The sequence below is a fragment of the Pseudomonas sp. IPO3749 genome, from assembly GCF_013386605.1.
GTDB lineage: Bacteria > Pseudomonadota > Gammaproteobacteria > Pseudomonadales > Pseudomonadaceae > Aquipseudomonas > Aquipseudomonas azotoformans_A.
The window spans coordinates 24,625-46,635 of sequence record NZ_JACARN010000003.1 but is presented as its reverse complement, the minus strand read 5'-3'; the positions used below and the strand labels follow the sequence as shown (position 1 = coordinate 46,635).

Annotated in this window: 17 protein-coding genes; 8 read left to right on the top strand and 9 right to left on the bottom strand. The window is 60.3% G+C overall.

Translation table 11 applies throughout. From position 1 onward, the window contains the following. Positions 1-51: 51 nt before the first annotated feature. The gene (locus tag HX812_RS01055; protein ID WP_038844746.1) at positions 52-1,416 is read left to right on the top strand and encodes a formimidoylglutamate deiminase; all 1,365 of its coding nucleotides are present in this window, start codon (positions 52-54) and stop codon (positions 1,414-1,416) included. A 116-nt stretch (positions 1,417-1,532) separates the two neighbouring features. On the opposite strand, the gene HX812_RS01050 is transcribed toward HX812_RS01055, so the two are convergent. The 6 genes from HX812_RS01050 to HX812_RS01025 all read right to left on the bottom strand — a co-directional run bounded on the left by HX812_RS01050 (position 1,533) and on the right by HX812_RS01025 (position 10,624). Then, positions 1,533-2,102 carry a lipocalin family protein gene (locus HX812_RS01050; protein WP_038841684.1) on the bottom strand — a complete coding sequence of 190 codons (570 nt, stop codon included), beginning with the start codon at positions 2,100-2,102 and terminating at the stop codon, positions 1,533-1,535. A 30-nt stretch (positions 2,103-2,132) separates the two neighbouring features. Then, positions 2,133-2,387, bottom strand: a complete 255-nt coding sequence (locus tag HX812_RS01045) for a lipoprotein (protein WP_033897714.1) — start codon at positions 2,385-2,387, stop codon at positions 2,133-2,135. Between the two features lie 176 nt (positions 2,388-2,563). Next, positions 2,564-3,574 carry a class 1 fructose-bisphosphatase gene (locus tag HX812_RS01040; protein ID WP_033897713.1) on the bottom strand — a complete coding sequence of 337 codons (1,011 nt, stop codon included), beginning with the start codon at positions 3,572-3,574 and terminating at the stop codon, positions 2,564-2,566. A 109-nt stretch (positions 3,575-3,683) separates the two neighbouring features. After that, positions 3,684-5,039 (bottom strand): DUF3999 domain-containing protein, encoded by a 1,356-nt coding sequence (locus tag HX812_RS01035; RefSeq protein ID WP_038841683.1) that lies wholly within the window; start codon positions 5,037-5,039, stop codon positions 3,684-3,686. After that, positions 5,039-8,089 (bottom strand): DUF2339 domain-containing protein, encoded by a 3,051-nt coding sequence (locus tag HX812_RS01030; RefSeq protein WP_038841682.1) that lies wholly within the window; start codon positions 8,087-8,089, stop codon positions 5,039-5,041. The genes HX812_RS01035 and HX812_RS01030 overlap by 1 nt, the downstream gene beginning before the upstream one ends. Before the next feature lie 84 nt (positions 8,090-8,173). Beyond that, complete coding sequence (locus HX812_RS01025; protein WP_033897710.1) at positions 8,174-10,624, bottom strand: glycogen/starch/alpha-glucan phosphorylase; 2,451 nt, start codon at positions 10,622-10,624, stop codon at positions 8,174-8,176. 240 nt (positions 10,625-10,864) lie between these two features. Here HX812_RS01025 and HX812_RS01020 point away from each other — a divergent pair, with 240 nt between their 5' ends. Further along, entirely contained in the window at positions 10,865-11,299 is a 435-nt protein-coding gene (locus HX812_RS01020) for a YkgJ family cysteine cluster protein (protein ID WP_017734855.1), read from the top strand. A 203-nt stretch (positions 11,300-11,502) separates the two neighbouring features. Here HX812_RS01020 and typA read toward each other — a convergent pair whose 3' ends face one another. Further along, complete coding sequence (typA, locus tag HX812_RS01015) at positions 11,503-13,323, bottom strand: translational GTPase TypA (RefSeq protein WP_032890153.1); 1,821 nt, start codon at positions 13,321-13,323, stop codon at positions 11,503-11,505. Between the two features lie 139 nt (positions 13,324-13,462). Continuing rightward, on the bottom strand, positions 13,463-14,917 hold the full coding sequence (gene thiI, locus HX812_RS01010) for a tRNA uracil 4-sulfurtransferase ThiI (protein ID WP_033897709.1): 1,455 nt from the start codon (positions 14,915-14,917) through the stop codon (positions 13,463-13,465). A gap of 334 nt (positions 14,918-15,251) precedes the next feature. Here thiI and glnA point away from each other — a divergent pair, with 334 nt between their 5' ends. The 5 genes from glnA (at position 15,252) to ntrC (ending at position 20,632) form a co-directional block, all read left to right on the top strand. Then, positions 15,252-16,658: a type I glutamate--ammonia ligase gene (glnA, locus tag HX812_RS01005; protein WP_016979133.1), complete on the top strand. Its 1,407-nt coding sequence runs from the start codon at positions 15,252-15,254 to the stop codon at positions 16,656-16,658. A gap of 128 nt (positions 16,659-16,786) precedes the next feature. Beyond that, complete coding sequence (locus tag HX812_RS01000) at positions 16,787-17,323, top strand: chorismate mutase (protein ID WP_050572355.1); 537 nt, start codon at positions 16,787-16,789, stop codon at positions 17,321-17,323. 77 nt (positions 17,324-17,400) lie between these two features. Then, a complete protein-coding gene (locus HX812_RS00995) occupies positions 17,401-17,826 on the top strand; it encodes a cupin domain-containing protein (RefSeq protein ID WP_038841680.1) in 426 nt (141 codons plus the stop codon). 287 nt (positions 17,827-18,113) lie between these two features. Beyond that, entirely contained in the window at positions 18,114-19,199 is a 1,086-nt protein-coding gene (gene glnL, locus HX812_RS00990) for a nitrogen regulation protein NR(II) (protein ID WP_016979130.1), read from the top strand. Beyond that, positions 19,196-20,632, top strand: coding sequence for a nitrogen regulation protein NR(I) (gene ntrC, locus HX812_RS00985; RefSeq protein WP_016979129.1), 1,437 nt, complete (start codon positions 19,196-19,198; stop codon positions 20,630-20,632). Before glnL ends, ntrC begins: the two co-directional genes overlap by 4 nt. 395 nt (positions 20,633-21,027) lie before the next feature. Here ntrC and HX812_RS00980 read toward each other — a convergent pair whose 3' ends face one another. Continuing rightward, positions 21,028-21,468 carry a hypothetical protein gene (locus HX812_RS00980; RefSeq protein ID WP_038841677.1) on the bottom strand — a complete coding sequence of 147 codons (441 nt, stop codon included), beginning with the start codon at positions 21,466-21,468 and terminating at the stop codon, positions 21,028-21,030. Between HX812_RS00980 and HX812_RS00975 the strand changes: the two genes are divergently transcribed. Further along, positions 21,467-21,922, top strand: coding sequence for a tRNA (cytidine(34)-2'-O)-methyltransferase (locus tag HX812_RS00975; protein WP_016979127.1), 456 nt, complete (start codon positions 21,467-21,469; stop codon positions 21,920-21,922). The genes HX812_RS00980 and HX812_RS00975 overlap by 2 nt on opposite strands. Positions 21,923-22,011: the final 89 nt, after the last annotated feature.

Here is a 22,011-nt window from a genome sequence, read left to right as displayed (position 1 = left end):
AACGTCTGTATATGTATATACAAATAAACACACGACCGGAGTGCCTTGATCATGTCCGCTTTCTTTGCCGAACGCGCGCTGCTGCCTAATGGATGGGCCAATGATGTACGTCTTGAAGTCAGCGCCGAGGGCCTGCTGACAAAAGTTGAGGCCAATGCCAGTGCAGAGGGTGCCGAACGGCTGAGAGGCCCGGTTTTAGCGGGTATGCCCAACCTGCACTCCCATGCATTCCAGCGCGCCATGGCCGGTTTGGCCGAAGTGGCGGGCAATCCGAATGACAGCTTCTGGACCTGGCGCGACCTGATGTACCGCATGGTGGGCAAGATCAGCCCGGACCAATTGCAGGTGATCGCGCGTCAGCTGTATATCGAGATGCTCAAGGCCGGCTACACGTCGGTGGCCGAATTTCACTATGTGCATCACGACGTCAGCGGCCAGCCGTATGCCGATCGCACGGAACTGTCACGGCAGATCAGCCAGGCAGCGGCCAGCAGCGGGATTGGCCTGACATTGCTGCCCGTGCTTTACACCCACTCCGGGTTTGGCGGCCAGGCGCCGAATGAAGGCCAGCGGCGGTTTATCAACAGCACTGAAAACTACCTGGACCTGCAGGCGCGGTTGAAACCCCTCCTCGCCGCACAACCGGCGCAGCAGTTGGGGCTGTGCTTCCACTCGCTGCGCGCAGTCACGCCGCAGCAAATCAATGATGTGCTGGCCGCCAGCGACAAGGCGTGCCCGGTGCATATCCACATCGCCGAACAGCAAAAGGAAGTCGATGACTGCCTGGCCTGGAGCGGCAAGCGCCCGCTGCAATGGCTGTATGACAATGTTGAAGTGGATGAACGCTGGTGCCTGGTGCACGCCACTCATGCCGATGCGGATGAAGTCGCACGCATGGCCAAGAGCCGCGCGATTGCCGGCTTGTGCCTGACCACCGAGGCCAACCTGGGTGATGGGATCTTCCCGGCGGTGGACTTTCTGGCCCAGGGCGGACGCATGGGTATCGGCTCCGACAGCCATGTGTCATTGAGCGTGGTAGAAGAGCTGCGCTGGTTGGAATATGGCCAGCGCCTGCGCGATCAGCGGCGTAATCGGTTGTATCGCAGTGATCAGCCGATGGTCGGCCGTACGCTGTTTGACGCCGCGCTGGACGGCGGTGCCCAGGCATTGGGCCAGCCGATTGGTCGACTGGAAGTGGGCAAGCGTGCGGATTGGATTGTGCTGGATGGCAATGATCCCTACCTGGCGACGGCGACTGAGGATGGGATTCTCAATCGCTGGTTGTTCGCGGGCGGCGATCGGCAAGTACGGGATGTGCTGGTGAACGGAAAGTGGGTGGTGCGCGATGGGCGGCACGCTGGCGAAGAAGACAGCAATCGCGCATTCACACAAGTCCTGAAGGACCTACTCGGTTAAAACTGTGGGAGCGGGCTTGCTCGCGAAAGCGGTTTGTCAGCCAATACATCTGCCGACTGATCCACCGCTTTCGCGAGCAAGCCCGCTCCCACATTTTAGTCCGCGTTTATTCAGGGTTATTGCGAGGTCTTCGCCATCTGCTTGTCCGACGTGCGCCAGATCAACCGCGTGGTGTCATACCCCTGCTGCCGCGCCCTGCTCAGCAGGTCTTCGCGGGTGTCCGCACTGACCGTCGGCGTGCGCGACAATATCCACATGTAACGCCGGCTCGGGCTGCCCACAATCGCGGTCTTGTAGTCATCACTGACGTACAGCACCCAGTAATCGCCCTTGGCAACGCCCGGCAACAGCGCGGTAAACCAATTGTTGAATTCCACCCAGAGCTTGTCGGTCTTGCCAGGCACTTGCGGGGTGGCGGTGCCCTTGGCTTCTTCCCACTTCCATTCGGTCGTCAGGCAGCGGTTGAACACCGACATGTCGCCATCGGGCAACAAGGTGTAGCGGGCTTCGGACTGCGCGCAGTTGCGCTGGAAGTACATCGGCAATCGAGCCAACTCATACCAGGTGCCCTGGTAACGCTTGAGATTGACGTTGCTCGCTGTCTTGGGTTGCAGATCATCGCCAGAATGGCTGGCGCAGCCCGCCAAAAACAGGCTGGCACAAAGGAACAAAACAAAACGGATCATTCTTCTTCTCCCGCAGGCTCTCGCCCCGGTTTACTTCAGGCCTTGCCCGGAAAACATCAGAACCTTGTCACCGGCATATTGAACGCTGATAAAGCTGTTTTTATCGCCCCAGGTGCAACTGGACATGCCCAGCGCGCCGGAGCAATCGGTTGGCTTGCCCAGCAACGACTCCACTTCAGCCTTGGCCATGCCAGCCGACAATTTTTGATAATTTTCTTGGTTGACCTTGCTGCAAGCGGCCAACAGCACGCAAAAAGCCAGCAAAGCGAGACGGCGTAACGACATGGAAAAACTCCTGGAGGGACGAAGCAGCGTGGGTATCTGCCAGAAGCTTAGAAGGGAAAAGAGGTGTCTGGTTCCCGATGAGCGAAAACAAAAAAGCCCCGAAAACGCTGAAACGTTTCGGGGCTTCTTCAAGGGTGAACCGGCTCACAACAACGCCAGCCACTTATCGCATCACGTTACTTCTTGTGATACGCCGTCACCCGCTCAACTTCTTCCTTCGAACCCAGGAACACCGCCACACGCTGGTGCAGGCCTTCAGGCTGGATGTCGAGAATGCGCTGGTGGCCGTCGGTGGACGCGCCGCCGGCTTGCTCAACCAGGAAGGACATCGGGTTGGCTTCGTACATCAGGCGCAGTTTGCCTGGCTTGGACGGCTCGCGGCTGTCGCGTGGGTACATGAACAGGCCACCACGGGTCAGGATACGGTGCACGTCGGCAACCATCGCAGCCACCCAGCGCATGTTGAAGTTTTTCTTCAACGGGCCTTCTTCACCGGCCATCAACTCGCCCACGTAGCGGGTCACAGGTTCTTCCCAGTGGCGCTGGTTGGACATGTTGATCGCAAATTCCTGAGTAGAAGCAGGAATGGTGATGTCTTCGTGGGTCAGTACGAAGCTGCCCATTTCGCGGTCCAGGGTGAAGCCCTTGACGCCGTCGCCCAAGGTCAGCACCAGCATGGTCTGTGGGCCGTAGATGGCGTAGCCGGCAGCAACCTGTTGGGTACCTGGCTGCAGGAACGCTTTCTCGTTCAGCGGCTCGTTCTGGCTCAGGTATTCGTTCGGGCAACGCAGTACCGAGAAGATCGTACCAACCGGAGCGTTGATGTCGATGTTGGACGAGCCGTCCAGTGGGTCAAACACCAGCAGGTAGGCGCCTTTCGGGTATTTGCCGGGGATCTGGTAGGCATTGTCCATTTCTTCGGACGCCATGCCGGCCAGGTGACCGCCCCATTCGTTGGCTTCAAGCAGGATCTCGTTGGAGATCACGTCGAGTTTCTTCTGCACTTCGCCCTGCACGTTTTCGGTGCCCATGCTGCCCAGGACACCACCCAGTGCGCCTTTGGACACGGCGTGGCTGATTTCCTTGCAAGCACGCGCCACCACTTCGATAAGGAAGCGCAGATCGGCAGGCGTGTTGTTGCTGCGGGTCTGCTCAATCAAATAGCGACTCAAGGTAACGCGGGACATGTAAGGCTCCGGAAAAGGGGGGGCTTGAAAACCCGCGCAGTTTAACGCGAGTCGGGGCGTATTTCCTCCTATCAGAGGATTTAAACCCAATAGAGTTCATGGACTTTATTTAACGTGCCACCGGCGGCTTGCGCAGCAAACTGTAGGCCATGGCGCCCAGTGCCGCCACGCCGAGCAGCAACACGGCCCAGAGGCCGAGTTTTTTCCAGTCTGTTGCGGTATCGGCAGCGGGCGCGACCGCGGGCGGCGCAGTGGCGATTTCCCCGGTGACCGTTGCCTGCCCCAACGTCTTGAGACGCTCGGCGCTGTAGTCGGGGATCAAGGTCGAGAGCGGGAGGTTCGCCGCCTTGGCCGACGCATTGCCCAGCGCCAGGATGAACGGCGGCTCGCCCCGCGCCAGGAACACCAACTGCGTAGCACGCACCGCAAAACGCAGCGCCGGCGCCTCGCCCCCCAGGCCGCCACCGCGCTCATCGACGGTCAACTTGAGTTCGGCAACCGTCTGGCCCGGCAGCTGCAATTCATCCTGCACCACATCCCGACCATTCTGGGTCAGGCGATACAGCAAGCCATTGCTCAGGGGCTGCCAGGCCTGCAGGCTGTCCCTGCGCCCCGCCAGCGTCACGGGCGCCAAGGTGTTGGGTTGTTTCAACTCGATGCGCAGCCGCTCAAGACTCAGCCCCGTGGGCAACTGCCAGCTGTATTCCCCGGCCTTGAGCCGCGTGCCCGCCAACGGTTGCGACCATACCAATGGCAGGGGCAAGTGGCTGCGGGTGGCACTCACCAACTGGGCAGAGGTCAGCAATGGCGCGGCCTGGCCTTGCCAGACCAGGCGCAAGTAACGCGCCGATTGCCCCGGCAGGCTCACGTCATGCTGCTCGACCCGTTCGTCGGCAAATGACAAGCGCGCCACTTGCCCATCGCCCCAGGCTTGCCAGTGCTGCAAGTCATCACTGGCTTCAATGCTGAAACGCTGGAAGCCTTCTTGCTCATGGCTCCAGTCCAGGCTCAATTGCTGCAAAGGCGCCTTGATTGCACTGGCGTCCAACACCCAGCCGCGCAGCACTTGCTTGCCGGGTTTGGGCGCAGAGGATGGCGTGATTTCCACCAGGGTGCCTGTGGTGGTGGCCTTCATCACCACGTCGGGCAAGGCTTGCTCGGTATCGGCAGCGTACAGCGGGAACCACTTCACGTCGGTGACGTTGCGAGTCTCGGAGCGTTGCGCGGACTGACGCGACAACGCATAGGCCTGGGGTTCACCGGCAGCGTTGAATACCCGCACATCGCTGAGATCGGCCTGACGTGCACTTAGTTGAACCGCCAATGGCAGCTCCAGGCGATACCAGGGACCCGTGCCGCTCACGGCCAGCGGCACCTGGGTGGCGAAATCGGCCGGACGTTCTTGAGCAAACGCCGCCGAGCACAGCATCCACACCGTCAACCCACTCAGACTCAGCTTGCCCATCAAGAAGACGCTCCCTCAGTTTCAACGCGTTTGGGCGGCAGCGGCGCAAAGTAGCCCACCACCAGCAACAAACCGCCCACGCCGATAAACGACACGATCCGCGCCAAGCCGCCACGATTGCTCAGCTCGACAAAGAACAGCTTGGCCACCACCACCGCAATCAGTGCCGCACCGATCAGCCACACTTCGCGGCGATGGCGCAGGTGGCCGCCGATCATCAGGCCGAGGGCGATCAGGGTCCAGACGATCGACAGGCCAGCCTGCACCAACATGGACTCCAGCAGCGCATCCAGATAAAACGGCACGCCGCCCCAATGGTGGGCTGTGCGCATCACCAGCGCAGTAAAAAAGGCGAACAGCGAAATGCCGGCCACGCCCTGGGCGATCAGCTCGACACGCGGCCCACGCTCCGGCGCCACACTGCGCGACCACAGGTAAATGCCCAGCAGCGCGAACAACAGGCCCAGGTCCAGCGGGTTGAGCAGCGGCACATAGGGCAGCGGCTTGGCCGTGCCGTCACTGAAGATATTCGCCAGCCAGAACCAACCGAGCATCAGCACCGCCAGCGGCAACGCGGCGAGCACGCGGTATTCCCTTGGATATGCCGAAACGGGCCACGGCCAACTGCGCGGCGCGGCGGCCAGCACCAGGTACAGGCTTGGCAGGATCGCCCAGCCCAGCCAGCGCCAGGCGTTGTATTCGCTCGACAGCACCAGCAGGCCATAGCGCAATTCCAGCGCCAGCACGCCGATCAGCATCCAGCAGCCCAGCACATGAGCCGCGCTCAAGACTTTTCCAGGCACCAATGCCGTCAAACGCCGCAGCGAGATGAAATGCACCACGAACACCGCCAGCCAGGCCAGCCAGCCGAACTGCGCGGCAGGGTGGTAATACTCGGTCCACGCGCCCCACAACACCAAGCCCGCCGCAGGCATCAGCAACGTGCTGGCGATACCCAACGCCACCCAGCGCAAACGCAGCGCCACTGCCGTCCAGATCACCCCGCTCAACGCAGCCGCCAGCAGCAACAGCGGCGCGTGCAACGCCGCAGGTGCCAAGCGCCACACTTCAATGATCACCGCCAGCGCCCACCACGCCACGCCCCAGGCCAGCAGACCTGCGGACAAACGGCCACGGGGTAAGCGCCAGGCGCCGAGCATTGCCGCCAAGGCAATGATCATCGGCGTCCAGGCATTGTTCACCGGGTCGAGGGCAAACAGCGCGCCCGCAAGCACTTGCACAGCAACGCCACAGCGCACCACCACGGGCGAGCAGATTCGCTGGCCCGCCCACAGGGTCGCAAGGCCAGCAACCGCCCAACCGACGATGCTGCCTTGGGTTGAAAACAACAGCGGCGCCAGCAGGTAAGCGCAACCCAGGCCAAGTACGGCGAGCCCTGGAGCGCCGAGACGCTCCCAACGCCGGGTCTGCTCCGGCGCGGCTTTGTGTAGTTGATAAAAGCTGAACAACAATGCCGCGCCCAGCAACAACGCCCCTAGTGGAGGCCCCTGCAGCAAGGTGTCCTGGCCATCGCGCAGCTCGCTGAGGAAGGCGAACAGCGAACCCAGTTGCAGCAGCAAGGCGAACGCCCGCGCCACGGGGCGATGCTGGCGTAGACCGAGCCAGAAGATCCCGGCGCCTTCGACAGCCCACGCCGCAGCCGTCCAGCGTGCATCGAGCCCCAAGGGAATGGCCAGGCTGGCGAAGATCACGCCCAGGGCCAGACAGGTTTCCGTCAGGAGCACGGCGCGCCCGCCACTGAGTACACGCGCCAAGACCATGTAAAGGATGCCCAGGCCCAGCGCACTGAACGCAGCGGCGAACTCAAGGTGTTGCACCAGCGCGAACTGCAAGCCGAAGCCCACCAGCGGCGGGCCGAACAACAAGGTGCCGTCGACATAGTTGCCTTTGCGCCATTGCGCACCCAGGCTGTCGCCCTCGCCCGCCTCCAGCAATGTGCGCCGGGCGTACAACAGGCCGATAGCCAGGTACATCGCGAAAAACAGGATCAGGAACGGCTCGGTGCTCCACAACAGCTCCGGGGTGTAAGAGCGCATGCCCCAGGCGAAACCGATGCCGAAGGTGCCTACAAAACCAATCACGTTCAGCAGGCGCCAGGCTTTGAACCAGGCAATCACGAGAATGCCGGCGTTGAGCAACGCAAAGTAGCTGAACAACGCCACATGGCTTCCGGCGCCGGTCGACACCAGGATCGGCGCCGCAAAACCGCCCAACGCTGCCGCACAGGCCAGGCCGAGCGCATCCTGGGTGATCGCCAGGATCGCTGAAAATACCGTGACGGCAACCAGCAAGCCCATCGCCGCGCCGGGATCGATCAGCGGATGCAAACGCATCGCCGCAAATACTGTGAGGTACAACACCGCAATGCCCGCACCTTGCAGCATCAAGCCGTAGCTGCCGTTACGCAGCCGCAGCCACCAGCCCAGGCCCAGCAGGCCCAATGCAGCGGCGGCAACACCGGCGTACCGCAGCTCGATCGGCACCACCATGCCTTCAGTGGCATAACGCAGCAGGAAGGCAAGGCCGAGGAATAACAGCACCACGCCGACGCGCAGCACGGTGTTGCCGCCGAGCAGCCAATTGCGCGCGCCGTCGATGGCGCGTTCGATCATGTTCGGGCCGCGAGGGGTTGCGGGTGCTTTAGGCGTCGGCGCTGGCGTCCACACGTCATCCAACAGCGGCTGGCTTGGCTCAGGGACCAGGGCAACGGGTGCCAATTCGGCAGGCAGCTCCCACACCAATTCGGGCGACTTGGCGACAGGTGCCGATTCAGGAACAGAGGGTTCAACCCTCATGCTGCTTGCAGGCGCAGGGACTTCCAACTGCCGCAGGCGTTCGCCCAGCGCAATCAGCGACTTCTGCGTGGTTTCCAACTGACGTGCCTGCTGGTCCGCCTTGGCCGACAGCTGCGCCAGGCGAATCGCCTGGCCAATGCCCAACCCCAGCAGCGCACCGATGCCCGCATCACTGAACGACTCGTCGAGCGTCCAGCCGAGCACCAGGCCAATCAGCATGAAAATCCATTGCATGGTCGATATCCCTAAGCAAACCGAGGCCTAGTATATCGACAAGGCCCAACAGAGGTTGGGCCTTGGGGCACAGATCTGGAAAACTCAGTCGAGGGCTTTCCAGATCTCCGTGGCGTACTCCCTGATCGTACGATCCGAACTGAACCAGCCCATACGCGCCGTATTCAGCACCGCCGAACGCCACCACGCCTTGGAATCATGCCAATGCGCCTCGACTCGCGCCTGGGCGTCCCAGTACGAATCGAAGTCGGCACACACCAAAAAGCGGTCGTAGTCGATCAGTCCATCGATCAACCCTACGTAGCGGCCCGGATCATCCGGCGAGAACACCCCGCCCCGGATCGCTTGCAGCACGTCGTTCAACCGATGAGAGGCCGCGATATCAGGACCCGCATTGAATTCACCCGCATGCTTGCGGGCTTCCACCTGCTGCGCACTGAGGCCGAAGATAAACATGTGCTCGGCACCCACACGCTCATGCATTTCCACGTTGGCGCCGTCCATGGTGCCGATGGTCAGCGCGCCGTTGAGGCCGAATTTCATGTTGCTGGTGCCCGACGCTTCGAAGCCGGCAGTGGAAATCTGCTCCGACAAGTCCGCCGCCGGAATAATGCTTTCCGCCAGGCTGACGTTGTAGTTGGGCAGGAACACCACCTTGAGCAAACCGCGCACGGTCGGGTCGTTGTTGACCGTTCGGGCGATGTCGTTGGTCAACTTGATGATCAACTTGGCCTGGTGATAACTGGCCGCCGCCTTGCCGGAGAAGATCTTCACCCTCGGCACCCAGTCGGTGCCCGGTTCGGCGCGGATCGCCTGGTACAACGCCACGGTGTGCAGCAGGTTGAGCAGTTGACGCTTGTATTCGTGGATCCGCTTGACCTGCACGTCGAACATCGCCGCCGGGTTGACCGCAATGCCCAGGCGCTCATGAATGATGTCCGCCAGCGCCCGCTTACTGTGCAAACGCTGCTCGGCAAAGGCCTTGCGGAACGTCTGTTTTTCGGCAAATGGCTCAAGCTCCACCAGCCGCTCTTCGGGCTTGTCGAGAATGTCCGGGCCGAGCGCTTCCACCAGCATGGACGTGAGCTTGGGGTTGGCCTGGTACAACCAGCGACGGAAGGTAATGCCGTTGGTTTTGTTGTTGATGCGCTCCGGGTACAGCTTGTGCAGCTCGGAGAACACGGTGCTGCGCATCAATTGGGTGTGCAAGCCGGACACACCGTTGACGCTGTGGGAACCGAGGAACGCCAGGTTGCCCATGCGCACGCGGCGGCCGTTGTCTTCTTCGATCAGGGACACGGCGCGCAGCACGTCAAAGTCATGGATGCCTTTGGCGCGCAGCGAATCGATGTGTTGGGCGTTGATCAGGTAGATGATCTGCATGTGCCGGGGCAGCATGCGTTCCATCAAGCCTACAGGCCAGGTTTCCAATGCCTCAGGCAACAAGGTGTGGTTGGTGTAGGAAAGGGTTTCGACAGTGACATCCCACGCGGCTTCCCATGGAATGTCGTGCAGGTCCACCAACTGACGCATCAACTCGGCCACGGCGATGGACGGGTGGGTGTCGTTGAGCTGGATCGCAGCGTGTTCGCCCAGGCTCAGCACCGAGCCGTGCATGTTCTTGTGGCGGCGCAGCAGGTCTTGCAGGGAGGCGGCGACGAAGAAGTATTCCTGGCGCAGGCGCAGCTCCTGCCCTGCTTCGGTGCTATCGGCCGGGTAAAGCACTCGGGAGATGCTTTCGGCACGCGCTACTTCGGCGACGGCGCCCAAGTGATCACCGGCGTTGAAGCGTTCCAGGTGCAGGTCTTCCACCGCACGGGCACGCCACAGGCGCAAGGTGTTGACGCTTGCGCCGCGCCAGCCGACCACCGGCGTGTCATAAGCGATGGCGCGCACGGTTTCATTGGGGGTCCATCGCTGAACCATCTTGCCGGTGCCGTCATCCAGGGTTTCGACGCTGCCGCCAAAGCCGATCGGGTACACCACTTCAGGGCGTTCGAATTCCCAGGGGTTGCCGAAGTCCAGCCAGTGTTCGGTCTGCTCCTGTTGCCAACCATCGACAATCGCCTGGCGGAACAGGCCGTGTTCATAACGGATGCCATAGCCGTGGCCGGCCACACCCAGGGTCGACATGCTTTCCATGAAGCACGCCGCCAGGCGGCCCAGGCCACCGTTACCGAGCGCGGCATCGGGCTCCAGCAGGCGGATGCGCTCCAGATCGACGCCCAACTCCGATAGCGCTTCGCGCGCAATCTCCAGCACGCCGAGGTTGCTCAGGCTGTCATAGAGCAAGCGGCCGATGAGAAATTCCAGGGAAAGGTAGTAAACCCGCTTCTGGCCTTTGCGGTAAATGCGCCGGGTGTGGTCCATCCAGTGATCGACCATCTGGTCGCGCGCGGCCAGGGCAATGGCTTCGAACCAGTCGTGGTCGAAGGCGTGATCCGGGTCCTTGCCCACCGCGTAGGTGAGTTTGGTCAAGACGGCATCGCGAAATGCGGCTACCTCTGCTTCTCGTGCAAGTGGTTCCTGAGACATCAATTGCGACCTCGGGCGAGATAGAAGGAGTTGCTAAAGCCTAGACGGTCTGACAGACGGTAGACGCTCTGGTTCGGCACTTTTTTAACGCATTTACCTTTGCAGGGTTTTGATGCATTGGCCGTGCCTGCTTTTGGCAAACGCGCACCTTCTGGCCGAAACCCACAAAATATTGTTCAAAAAATCACCAATCCCGGTATGATCGCGCGCCCGGATACAGCCCCACCTTTTGGAACCCTGATGAAGCCTCAATTGATCGCCGCCGCGGAACTCGACCGTCTCGAAACGTGGCAGAAATATTCCGCGCACATGTGCGGTGGTTGCGTGTCCAGCTGCTGCACGCTGCCGGTCGAAGTGAAGGTCAAGGACCTGATCCGCATTGGCCTGGTCGATGAATTCGAGCTGGGCGACCCGGCGAAGAACATCGCCAAGCGGTTGCAGAAGGAAGGCATCGTCGAGCGCTTCAACTCCAAGTCCGAGATTTTTACCCTGCAGCGCATGAGCAACAACGATTGCCTGTTCCTGGATCGTAAGACGCGCTTCTGCACTATTTATGACAAGCGCCCGGATACTTGCCGTAACCACCCAAAGATCGGGCCGCGGCCGGGGTATTGCGCGTACAAGCCGAAGGAAGTGGTGCGCGAGACCAAGTTCAAGACCCTCGACAAGTTCTGATCCCAATTTTGTATTGCTTGGACTACCGCTTTCGCGAGCAAGCCCGCTCCCACATTTGAACGCATTCCAAAGTTGGAACTCGGTCGAATGTGGGAGCGGGCTTGCTCGCGAAGGGGCCAGTACAGCCACTACACAAACTGCAGGCACAAAAAAACGCCCCCGGCCTTTCGACCGGGGGCGTTTTTCATTCAGCCTGAGTTAACTCAGTTCTTGGCTTTCTTGGCAGCGCGGGTACGCTCGCCTTCGTCCAGGATCTTCTTACGCAGGCGGATCGATTTAGGCGTGACTTCGCACAGCTCGTCGTCCTGGATGAATTCCAGGGCCTGTTCCAGGGTGAAGCGAACAGGTGGAACCAGAGCGATGGTTTCGTCTTTGCCCGAAGCACGCATGTTGTCGAGCTTCTTGCCTTTGGTTGGGTTGACGCCCATGTCGTTGTCACGGCTGTTCAGACCAACGATCTGACCGTTGTAGATCTCTTGACCGTGTTCAACGAACAGCTTGCCACGCGCCTGGAGGGTTTCCAGGGAGTAGGTCAGCGCCTTGCCGGTTTCTACCGATACCAGAACACCGTTCTGACGGCCGGACATGTCGCCGGACTTCATGGTGTCGTAGCGATCGAAGATCGAGGTCAGGATGCCAGCACCGTTGGTCAGGGTCAGGAACTGGTTACGGAAACCGATCAGACCACGCGCAGGGATGTTGTATTCCAGACGTACACGGCCTTTGCCATCCGGCACCATGTTGGTCAGGTCGCCTTTACGCAGACCCATCTCTTCCATCACCTTGCCCTGGGATTCTTCCGGGGTGTCGATGGTGACGTTTTCGAACGGTTCCTGCTTCACGCCGTCAACCTGACGGATGATCACTTCTGGACGACCAACGCCCATTTCGAAGCCTTCGCGACGCATGGTTTCGATCAGTACCGAGAGGTGCAGCTCACCACGGCCGGAAACCTTGAACTTGTCAGCCGAGTCGCCTTCTTCAACGCGCAGAGCAACGTTGTACAGCAGCTCTTTGTCCAGGCGTTCCTTGATGTTACGGGAGGTCACGAACTTGCCTTCTTTACCGCAGAATGGCGAGTCGTTTACCTGGAAGGTCATGGAAACGGTTGGCTCGTCAACGGTCAGAGGCTTCATCGCCTCGACGTTGTCTGGCTGGCACAGGGTGTCGGAGATGAACAGCGAGTCCATACCGCTTACGCACACGATGTCGCCGGCGAAAGCTTCTTCAACGTCGATACGGTGCAGACCGTGGTGACCCATCAGCTTCAGGATACGACCGTTACGCTTCTTGCCGTCGGCGCCGATGGCGACAACCGGGGTGTTCGGCTTGACGCTACCACGAGCGATACGGCCAACACCGATAACACCCAGGAAGCTGTTGTAGTCCAGTGCCGAGATTTGCATCTGGAACGGGCCGTCACGGTCAACTTTCGGCGCTGGTACGTTGTCGACGATCGACTGGTACAGCGGGGTCATGTCTTCAGCCATGTCGGTGTGTTCCAGACCGGCAATGCCGTTCAGGGCCGAGGCGTAGACGACTTTGAAGTCCAGCTGTTCTTCGGTGGCACCCAGGTTGTCGAACAGGTCGAAGATCTGGTCCAGAACCCAATCCGGACGCGCGCCTGGACGGTCAACCTTGTTGATGCACACGATCGGACGCAGGCCGGCTTCGAAAGCCTTCTTGGTCACGAAACGGGTTTGCGGCATAGGGCCGTCTTGAGCGTCAACCAGCAGCAGAACGGAGTCAACCATCGACATTACGCGTTCTACTTCGCCGCCGAAGTCGGCGTGGCCCGGGGTGTCCACGATGTTGATGTGGTAGCCGTTCCAGTTGATAGCGGTGTTTTTAGCCAGGATGGTAATACCGCGCTCTTTTTCCTGGTCGTTGGAGTCCATCACGCGCTCGTCGTTGAGCTCGTTGCGCTCCAGGGTGCCGGATTGACGCAGGAGTTTGTCTACCAGGGTGGTTTTACCATGGTCAACGTGAGCAATGATGGCGATGTTACGTAGATTTTCGATCACTTGTGTATCTCGATCAGAGGATTCGGTGTGCTGACAGGTCGTGGCAGCGATTAACAGTAGAGTCAGGCCTTGCCGTTACAGCTTGACGGCAGAGTCGGGGGGCCGGTGACGCAGGCCACAGGCAAACAGCCCCGGGCTCTTAGCTCGGTCGATAAACGCGCACATTGGCATGCCCCTCACTGAGCAAATGGTGGGCATGCAGGCGACTCATCACGCCTTTGTCGCAATACAGCAGGTACTGACGGCTGTTATCCAGTTCCTTGAAACGCGCGTTCAATGCATAGAACGGCAGCGTTTGTACGTCGATGCCGGCGATTTCCAGCGGCTCATCTTCAGCGGCGTCCGGGTGACGGATGTCGATGACGATCTGGCCGGCCAGGGCTTCGCTGACTTCTTCGATCTTCACATCCTGGCCCAGTTCGTCGATCACACGATCGATCGGGACCAGCTTGGCGTTCTCGAGCGCACGCTCCAGAATCGCCATGTCGAATTCTTTCTCTTCATGCTCCACGCGGTGACGCTTGGCGTGGGTCTTGGGGTTCACCGAAATGACCCCGCAGTACTCGGGCATGTGCTTGGCGAAGTCGGCGGTGCCGATTTCTTCTGCCAGGTCGATGATGTCCTGCTTGTGACTGGCGATCAGCGGGCGCAACACCAGCTTCTCGGTAACGCAGTCGATGATCGACAGGTTCGGCAGCGTCTGGCTGGACACCTGGGAGATCGCCTCACCGGTCACCAGCGCGTCGATCTGCAAGCGGTCGGCAATCTGCGACGCGGCGCGCAACATCATACGCTTCAATACCACGCCCATATGACCGTTATCGACTTTACCGAGAATTTCGCCCAGCACTTCCTCGAACGGTACGCTCACAAATAGCACGCGTTGGGAGCTGCCGTACTTCTTCCAGATAAAGTGCGCGACTTCCATCACGCCCAATTCGTGTGCACGCCCGCCCAGGTTAAAGAAGCAGAAGTGGCTCATCAGGCCGCGGCGCATGATCTGGTAGGCCGCCACCGTGGAGTCGAAACCGCCGGACATCAAGACCAGGGTCTGTTCCAGGGCGCCCAGCGGGTAGCCGCCGATGCTGTTGTGCTGGCTGTGGATGACAAACAACCGTTGGTCGCGAATTTCCATGCGCACTTCAATTTGCGGCGCTTTCAGGGAAATTCCGGCGGCGCCGCACTCGCGACGCAGCTTGCTGCCGACGTATTTTTCGACATCCATGGAGCTGAAAGTGTGCTTGCCGGCACGCTTGCAGCGCACCGAAAAGATCTTGCCTTCCAGCTCACTGCCGTAGTGCTGTTTGCACTTCTCGGTGATGTCGTCGAAGTCGCCCAGCGGGTACTCATCCACCTGCAGGAAATGCGCGATACCCGGCATGCAGCTCAGGCGCTCGGTCATGTCCTTCAAGGCTTTGGGCTCGGTGACACGGGTTTCCAGCTCGAGGTTGTCCCACACGCCGTTCACCACCACAGCCGGGTCCAGATCGCGGAGCACGGCACGGATGTTCTTGGCCAATTGACGGATGAAACGCGTCCGTACCGGTCGGCTTTTGATGGTGATCTCGGGGAAGACTTTTACGATTAATTTCATGGAAACAGCGCGCGCCGGGCCTGCTGAAAAAGGGGGGCGCGGATTATAGCGGAAATCGCTCAAGGTTTAACCAGTTAATATGCATCACAAGCGCAACGCACTAAAGAGGTGCATTTGTGCGCCTTTGCGCTACATTGCGGTGCGCTATTTTTGGGCTTTTGTCGCAATGCACCTTTATAGGGGCGTTTTTGGAGCAGAAAACCCATGTTGGCGCACTGGCATGCAATTTGCTCTCTTGTGAGGCAGGTTGCCATGGCGGACTATCCGCGCCGGCATCACCCACATTCTAAGGGCTAACTCCACTACCCCAGCCCGAAGCCACCCGGAGGACACTATGTCGAAGTCGGTTCAACTCATCAAAGATCATGACGTTAAATGGATTGATCTGCGCTTCACGGACACCAAAGGCACTCAGCACCACGTGACCATGCCGGCTCGCGACGCGCTGGATGAAGCTTTCTTCGAAGAAGGCAAAATGTTCGACGGTTCCTCCATCGCTGGCTGGAAAGGCATCGAAGCCTCCGACATGATCCTGATGCCGGACGACAGCACTGCCGTACTCGACCCGTTCACCGAAGAGCCGACCCTGATCCTGGTCTGCGACGTGATCGAGCCTTCGACCATGCAAGGCTACGACCGCGACCCACGTGCGATCGCCAAGCGTGCCGAGGAATACCTGAAGTCCACCGGTATCGGTGACACCGTATTCGTAGGCCCAGAGCCAGAATTCTTCATCTTCGACCAGGTTAAGTTCAAGTCCGACATCTCCGGCTCCATGTTCAAGATCTACTCCGAACAAGGCTCCTGGATGTCCGACCAGGACGTGGAAGGCGGCAACCATGGCCACCGTCCAGGTATCAAAGGTGGCTACTTCCCAGTTCCGCCGTTCGACCACGACCACGAAATCCGTACCTCCATGTGCAACGCCATGGAAGACATGGGCCTGGTCATCGAAGTGCACCACCACGAAGTGGCCACTGCCGGTCAGAACGAAATCGGTGTGAAGTTCAACACCCTGGTTGCCAAGGCTGACGAAGTACAGACCCTGAAGTACTGCGTACACAACACTGCAGTCGCTTACGGCCGTACCGCTACCTTCATGCCTAAGCCACTGTACGGCGATAACGGTTCGGGTATGCACGTTCACCTGTCCATCGCCAAAGATGGCAAGAACACCTTCGCTGGCGAAGGTTATGCCGGCCTGTCCGACACTGCCTTGTACTTCATCGGCGGTATCATCAAGCACGGTAAGGCCCTGAACGGCTTCACCAACCCGTCGACCAACTCCTACAAGCGTCTGGTCCCAGGTTTTGAAGCACCGGTAATGCTGGCCTACTCGGCACGCAACCGTTCCGCTTCGATCCGTATTCCTTACGTGTCCAGCCCTCGCGCTCGCCGTATCGAAGCCCGCTTCCCGGACCCAGCAGCCAACCCGTACCTGGCCTTCGCTGCCCTGGTAATGGCTGGCCTGGACGGTATCCAGAACAAGATCCACCCTGGCGACGCCGCCGACAAAAACTTGTACGACCTACCGCCTGAAGAGGCCAAAGAGATCCCACAAGTGTGCGGCAGCCTGAAAGAAGCCCTGGAAGAGCTGGACAAGGGCCGTGCGTTCCTGACCAAAGGCGGCGTGTTCAGCGACGACTTCATCGACGCTTACATCGGCCTGAAAAGCGAAGAAGAAATCAAGGTTCGCACCTTCGTACACCCACTGGAATACGAGCTGTACTACAGCTGCTGATCCGGTAGCGCTATTTAACGTAGCGTGATGAAAAAGACCTCCTTCGGGAGGTCTTTTTTTGCCTGACATAAAAGCCTGACACCCTCACTATTGAGACCTCACCCAACTGCCCGACAAGGAAACCGACCTTGAACCTGCGAATCGCCTTTGCCCTGTTCTTGATCAGCGCCAATGCCTCTGCGGCGCCCGCCACGCTCGCCCCGCTGCTCAACAGCATCGCCGAACGCCTGGAGATCGCCGACCAGGTAGCCCTGAGCAAATGGGACAGCCACAAGCCTGTAGAGGACAAAAAGCGCGAACAAGAAGTGATCGCCAGCGTCGTCGCCCAAGCACCGAGCTACACATTGGCGCCTGCCGCGGTCGAGCAGTTTTTCGCGGCGCAGATCGAGGCGAACAAACTGGTGCAGTACACCCATCTGTCCGACTGGCAGTTCCAGGGCAAGGCGCCTGACGATCCGCGGCCGGACCTGGTGAAACAGATCCGCCCGCAGCTGGACGAACTGCAAAAACGCCTGCTGCAGCAATTGGCGGACTTCACCCCGCAGCGCACCGACCCACAGTGCCCACAGTGGCTGGCCGAAGCCGTGCATGAGCCGCTGAATGATCCGTTGCGTCAACTGGCGATGATCCGTGCCACCGCAGAATTGTGTACGCGACCTACTTGATTTGAGGCGCCGTCCTGCATCCTCACTGCGATCAATCGCCATAGCCTGACTGTTCACTGACCGAACAGGATGGAACCATGGATATCTGCAAGTGCTTGATCGCAACAATGCTGGGTTTAACGCTGCTTGGCTGCGGCGTCCAACCAAAGGACGCTACGCAAATCGAGAAAGAAGTATTGCTTGAAAGCAGCGAGTCGTGGGACGGCATGCCCTATAGGGCCTACCCCGCTGGCCCGCCGCAGCTCACGCTGATACGCCTGAAGATCCCTGCGCGCACGCAACTGCCCTGGCACACCCACCCCATGCCCAACGCCGCCTACATCGTTTCGGGTGAGTTGACCGTTGAAGCCCGCAGCAGCGGGGCTACACGCACCTTGAGGCAAGGCCAAACCCTGGCCGAGATGGTGGGCACCGAGCATCGCGGCGTCACCGGAGACACCCCGGTGGAGCTTCTGGTGTTTTACGCGGGCACACCGGGCATGCCGCTGTCAGAGCAACACTGACCGCTGCGGATCGTTTTCACCTCACATAGAAAACGGTCCGTTCACCACTTCCTGAACAACCTTCACAAAACCGCACTATATTGGTGCGATAGGCTGCACCCTTCCCACCTACCCAGCCCATTTTGGTTCGAAACTTCCCGAGCAAGCTGGCAGAACGCCACAGTTTCGCGCCTAAAACCCCCATTTCAGGGCTTGCACGCTTCTTTTCGGAGCCTTGGTTTGGTTTTTGCATTTTCCTTGTATCAGCGTGTGCCTCAAGCCCGCGCCTTGCTCCAAAAGAGGTCCTGATGACCATCAGCGATGCACTGCACCGTTTGCTACTCGACAACCTGACCACCGCGACCATCCTGCTCAATGACGACCTGCGCCTTGAGTACATGAACCCGGCGGCGGAGATGCTCCTGGCTATCAGCGGCCAGCGCAGCCATGGGCAGTTCATCAGCGAATTGTTCACCGAGTCGGCCGAAGCCTTGAGCTCGCTGCGCCAGGCGGTGGAGCAGGCGCACCCGTTCACCAAGCGCGAGGCGATGCTCACGGCGCTTACGGGCCAGACGCTGACCGTCGACTATGCCGTGACCCCGATCCTGAGCAACGGCGCCACCCTGCTGTTGCTGGAAGTGCACCCCCGCGACCGCCTGCTGCGCATCACCAAGGAGGAAGCGCAGCTGTCCAAGCAGGAGACCAGCAAGATGCTGGTGCGCGGCCTGGCCCATGAAATCAAGAACCCACTCGGCGGCATCCGTGGCGCGGCGCAGTTGCTGGCCCGCGAGCTGCCGGACGAGAACCTCAAGGACTACACCAACGTCATCATCGAAGAGGCCGACCGCCTGCGTAACCTGGTGGACCGCATGCTCGGCTCCAACAAGCTGCCGTCGCTGGCGATGACCAACGTGCACGAAGTGCTGGAGCGTGTCTGCCAACTGGTCGAGGCCGAAAGCCAGGGCTGCATCACCTTGGTGCGCGACTATGACCCCAGTATTCCGGATGTACTGATCGACCGCGAACAGATGATCCAGGCAGTGCTCAATATCGTGCGCAACGCCATGCAGGCCATCAGCAGCCAGAACGAGCTGCGCCTGGGCCGCATCAGCCTGCGCACCCGCGCCCTGCGCCAGTTCACCATCGGCCACGTGCGCCATCGCCTGGTGACCAAGGTCGAGATCATCGACAACGGTCCGGGCATTCCTGCGGAACTCCAGGAAACCATTTTCTTTCCCATGGTCAGCGGCCGCCCAGACGGTACCGGGCTGGGCCTGGCCATTACCCAGAACATCATCAGCCAGCATCAGGGCCTGATCGAATGTGAGAGCCATCCTGGCCACACCACCTTCTCGATCTTTCTGCCACTGGAACAAGGAGCCCCATCGACATGAGCCGTAGTGAAACTGTCTGGATCGTCGATGACGACCGTTCTATCCGCTGGGTCCTCGAGAAAGCCTTGCAACAGGAAGGCATGACCACCCAGAGCTTCGACAGCGCCGACGGGGTGATGAGCCGCCTGGCACGCCAGCAGCCCGACGTGATCATCTCCGACATCCGCATGCCCGGCGCCAGCGGCCTGGACCTGCTGGCGCGGATTCGCGAGCAGCATCCACGCCTGCCGGTGATCATCATGACCGCGCACTCGGACCTGGACAGCGCTGTCGCGTCCTATCAGGGCGGCGCCTTTGAATACCTGCCCAAGCCTTTCGACGTGGACGAGGCGGTGGCGCTGGTCAAGCGCGCCAACCAGCACGCCCAGGAACAGCAAAGCCAGGAAGCACCACCAGCGCTGACCCGCACCCCGGAAATCATCGGCGAAGCGCCGGCGATGCAGGAAGTGTTTCGCGCCATCGGGCGCTTGAGCCACTCCAACATTACCGTGCTGATCAACGGCGAATCGGGCACCGGTAAAGAACTGGTGGCCCACGCGCTGCACCGCCACAGCCCACGGGCGGCCTCGCCGTTCATTGCGCTGAACATGGCGGCTATCCCGAAGGATTTGATGGAGTCCGAGCTGTTCGGCCATGAAAAAGGCGCGTTCACCGGCGCGGCCAACCTGCGCCGCGGCCGCTTTGAACAAGCGGACGGCGGCACGCTGTTCCTCGATGAAATCGGCGATATGCCAGCCGATACCCAGACGCGCCTGCTGCGTGTGCTGGCGGACGGTGAGTTCTATCGGGTGGGTGGGCACACGCCGGTCAAGGTCGACGTGCGCATCATCGCCGCGACCCACCAGAACCTGGAAACCCTGGTCCACGCGGGAAAATTCCGTGAGGACTTGTTCCATCGCCTCAACGTGATCCGCATTCACATTCCACGGATGTCGGACCGCCGCGAAGACATCCCGACCCTGGCCCGTCACTTCCTCAGCCGCGCTGCCCAGGAGCTGGCCGTCGAGCCGAAGCTGCTGAAAAGCGAAACCGAGGAATACCTGAAGAACCTGCCGTGGCCCGGCAACGTGCGCCAGCTGGAGAACACCTGCCGCTGGATCACAGTGATGGCGTCCGGCCGCGAAGTGCACATCAGCGACCTGCCGCCGGAGCTGCTGAGCCTGCCACAGGATTCGGCGCCGGTGACCAACTGGGAGCAGGCCCTGCGCCAATGGGCCGACCAGGCCCTGGCACGCGGCCAGTCGAACCTGCTGGACAGCGCCGTGCCGGCGTTCGAGCGAATCATGATCGAGACCGCCCTGAAGCACACCGCCGGTCGCCGTCGCGATGCCGCCGTGTTGCTGGGCTGGGGCCGCAATACGCTGACTCGCAAGATCAAGGAGCTGGGGATGAAGGTCGACGGTGGTGACGATGACGAGGGCGACGAGGGCTAAAGGTGCACCGCTTCAATGCACCATGAACCGGCATTGGGCATGGATCCAACCTATGAGACTTCGGCCTCACTGATAAAAATCTAAAAGCCTAAAACACCAAAGCCCCGTATTCCGGGGCTTTGCGCTTTCTGGAGAAATTTTTTGGCACACTTTGCCGACTCTGGCACGCGCCCTGCAATAACCCTTGTACTACCCAGTTTCGGGGACCTTGGTACAGGCAGGCCGAGAATCCCCTCTTTACACCCGGGGTGCTTGATGCGAATCGCGTCGCGCTCCACACCGCTTTGGGGAACCTCGGTACAGGCAGGCCGGGGATTCCCTCTTTAACACCGAAGCTTTAAAAGCTTCACCCCGTTTTGGGAGCCCTGGTACAGGCAGGCCGGGAACTCCCTCTTTTATTGCTCTTGGAGATGGATCTCCAGCCGCCAACGGCCTTCAGTCTTTTCTCCTTTCCATTCCCCGCGCAACGGCCGAGCCGCCACCAGGTTCAGTAACAGGCCGCCATCGGTCTTGCGCACGCGCCAGTTCACATCCTTGTCATTGACCTTGAGTTGCCCACTGGCAGCCTTGCCTTGCGCGTCGAACAGCAGCGCCACGGTGCCGTCGATATGCTCGCCGTGCAGCTTGGGTTCGCTGTTGAACCACACCACTACGCCGTCCGCTGCGGTCTCGACCTGTTGCAGCTCGACCGGGTCCGGCGTGGTCAGGCGGCCGATCATCAGGCCCACCATCAAGCCAACAATTGCCAAAGAGCCCATGACCCGTGGCATTAGCTTCGGTCTTGGGTCCTCTTCGGGGGTAGAATGCAGCGCATCTTTACCTTCGGAGCCGTGCATGTTTCACGTCATCCTTTTTCAACCAGAAATTCCGCCGAATACCGGCAACGTTATCAGGCTGTGCGCCAATAGTGGCTGCCACCTGCATTTGATCGAGCCTTTGGGCTTTGACATGGACGACAAGCGCCTGCGCCGTGCCGGGCTGGACTACCACGAGTACGCCACGCTCCAGCGCCACGCCGACCTGGCCAGCTGCCTGGAAAGCCTGGGCCACCCGCGGTTGTTCGCGTTCACCACCAAGGGCTCGCAGCCGTTCCATGATGTCAGCTTCGCCGAAGGCGACGCCTTCCTGTTTGGTCCGGAAAGCCGGGGCCTGCCGGCGGAGGTGCTTGACGCGCTGCCCGACGGTCATCGCCTGCGCTTGCCGATGCGCGAGGGCTGCCGCAGCCTGAACCTGTCCAATACCGTGGCGGTTGCTGTGTACGAGGGCTGGCGCCAACTCGGCTTCAAATAACACCGTAAAACAAATGTGGGAGCGGGCTTGCTCGCGAAAGCGGTGTGTCAGTCACTGAAGATATCGACTGAAGTACCGCATTCGCGAGC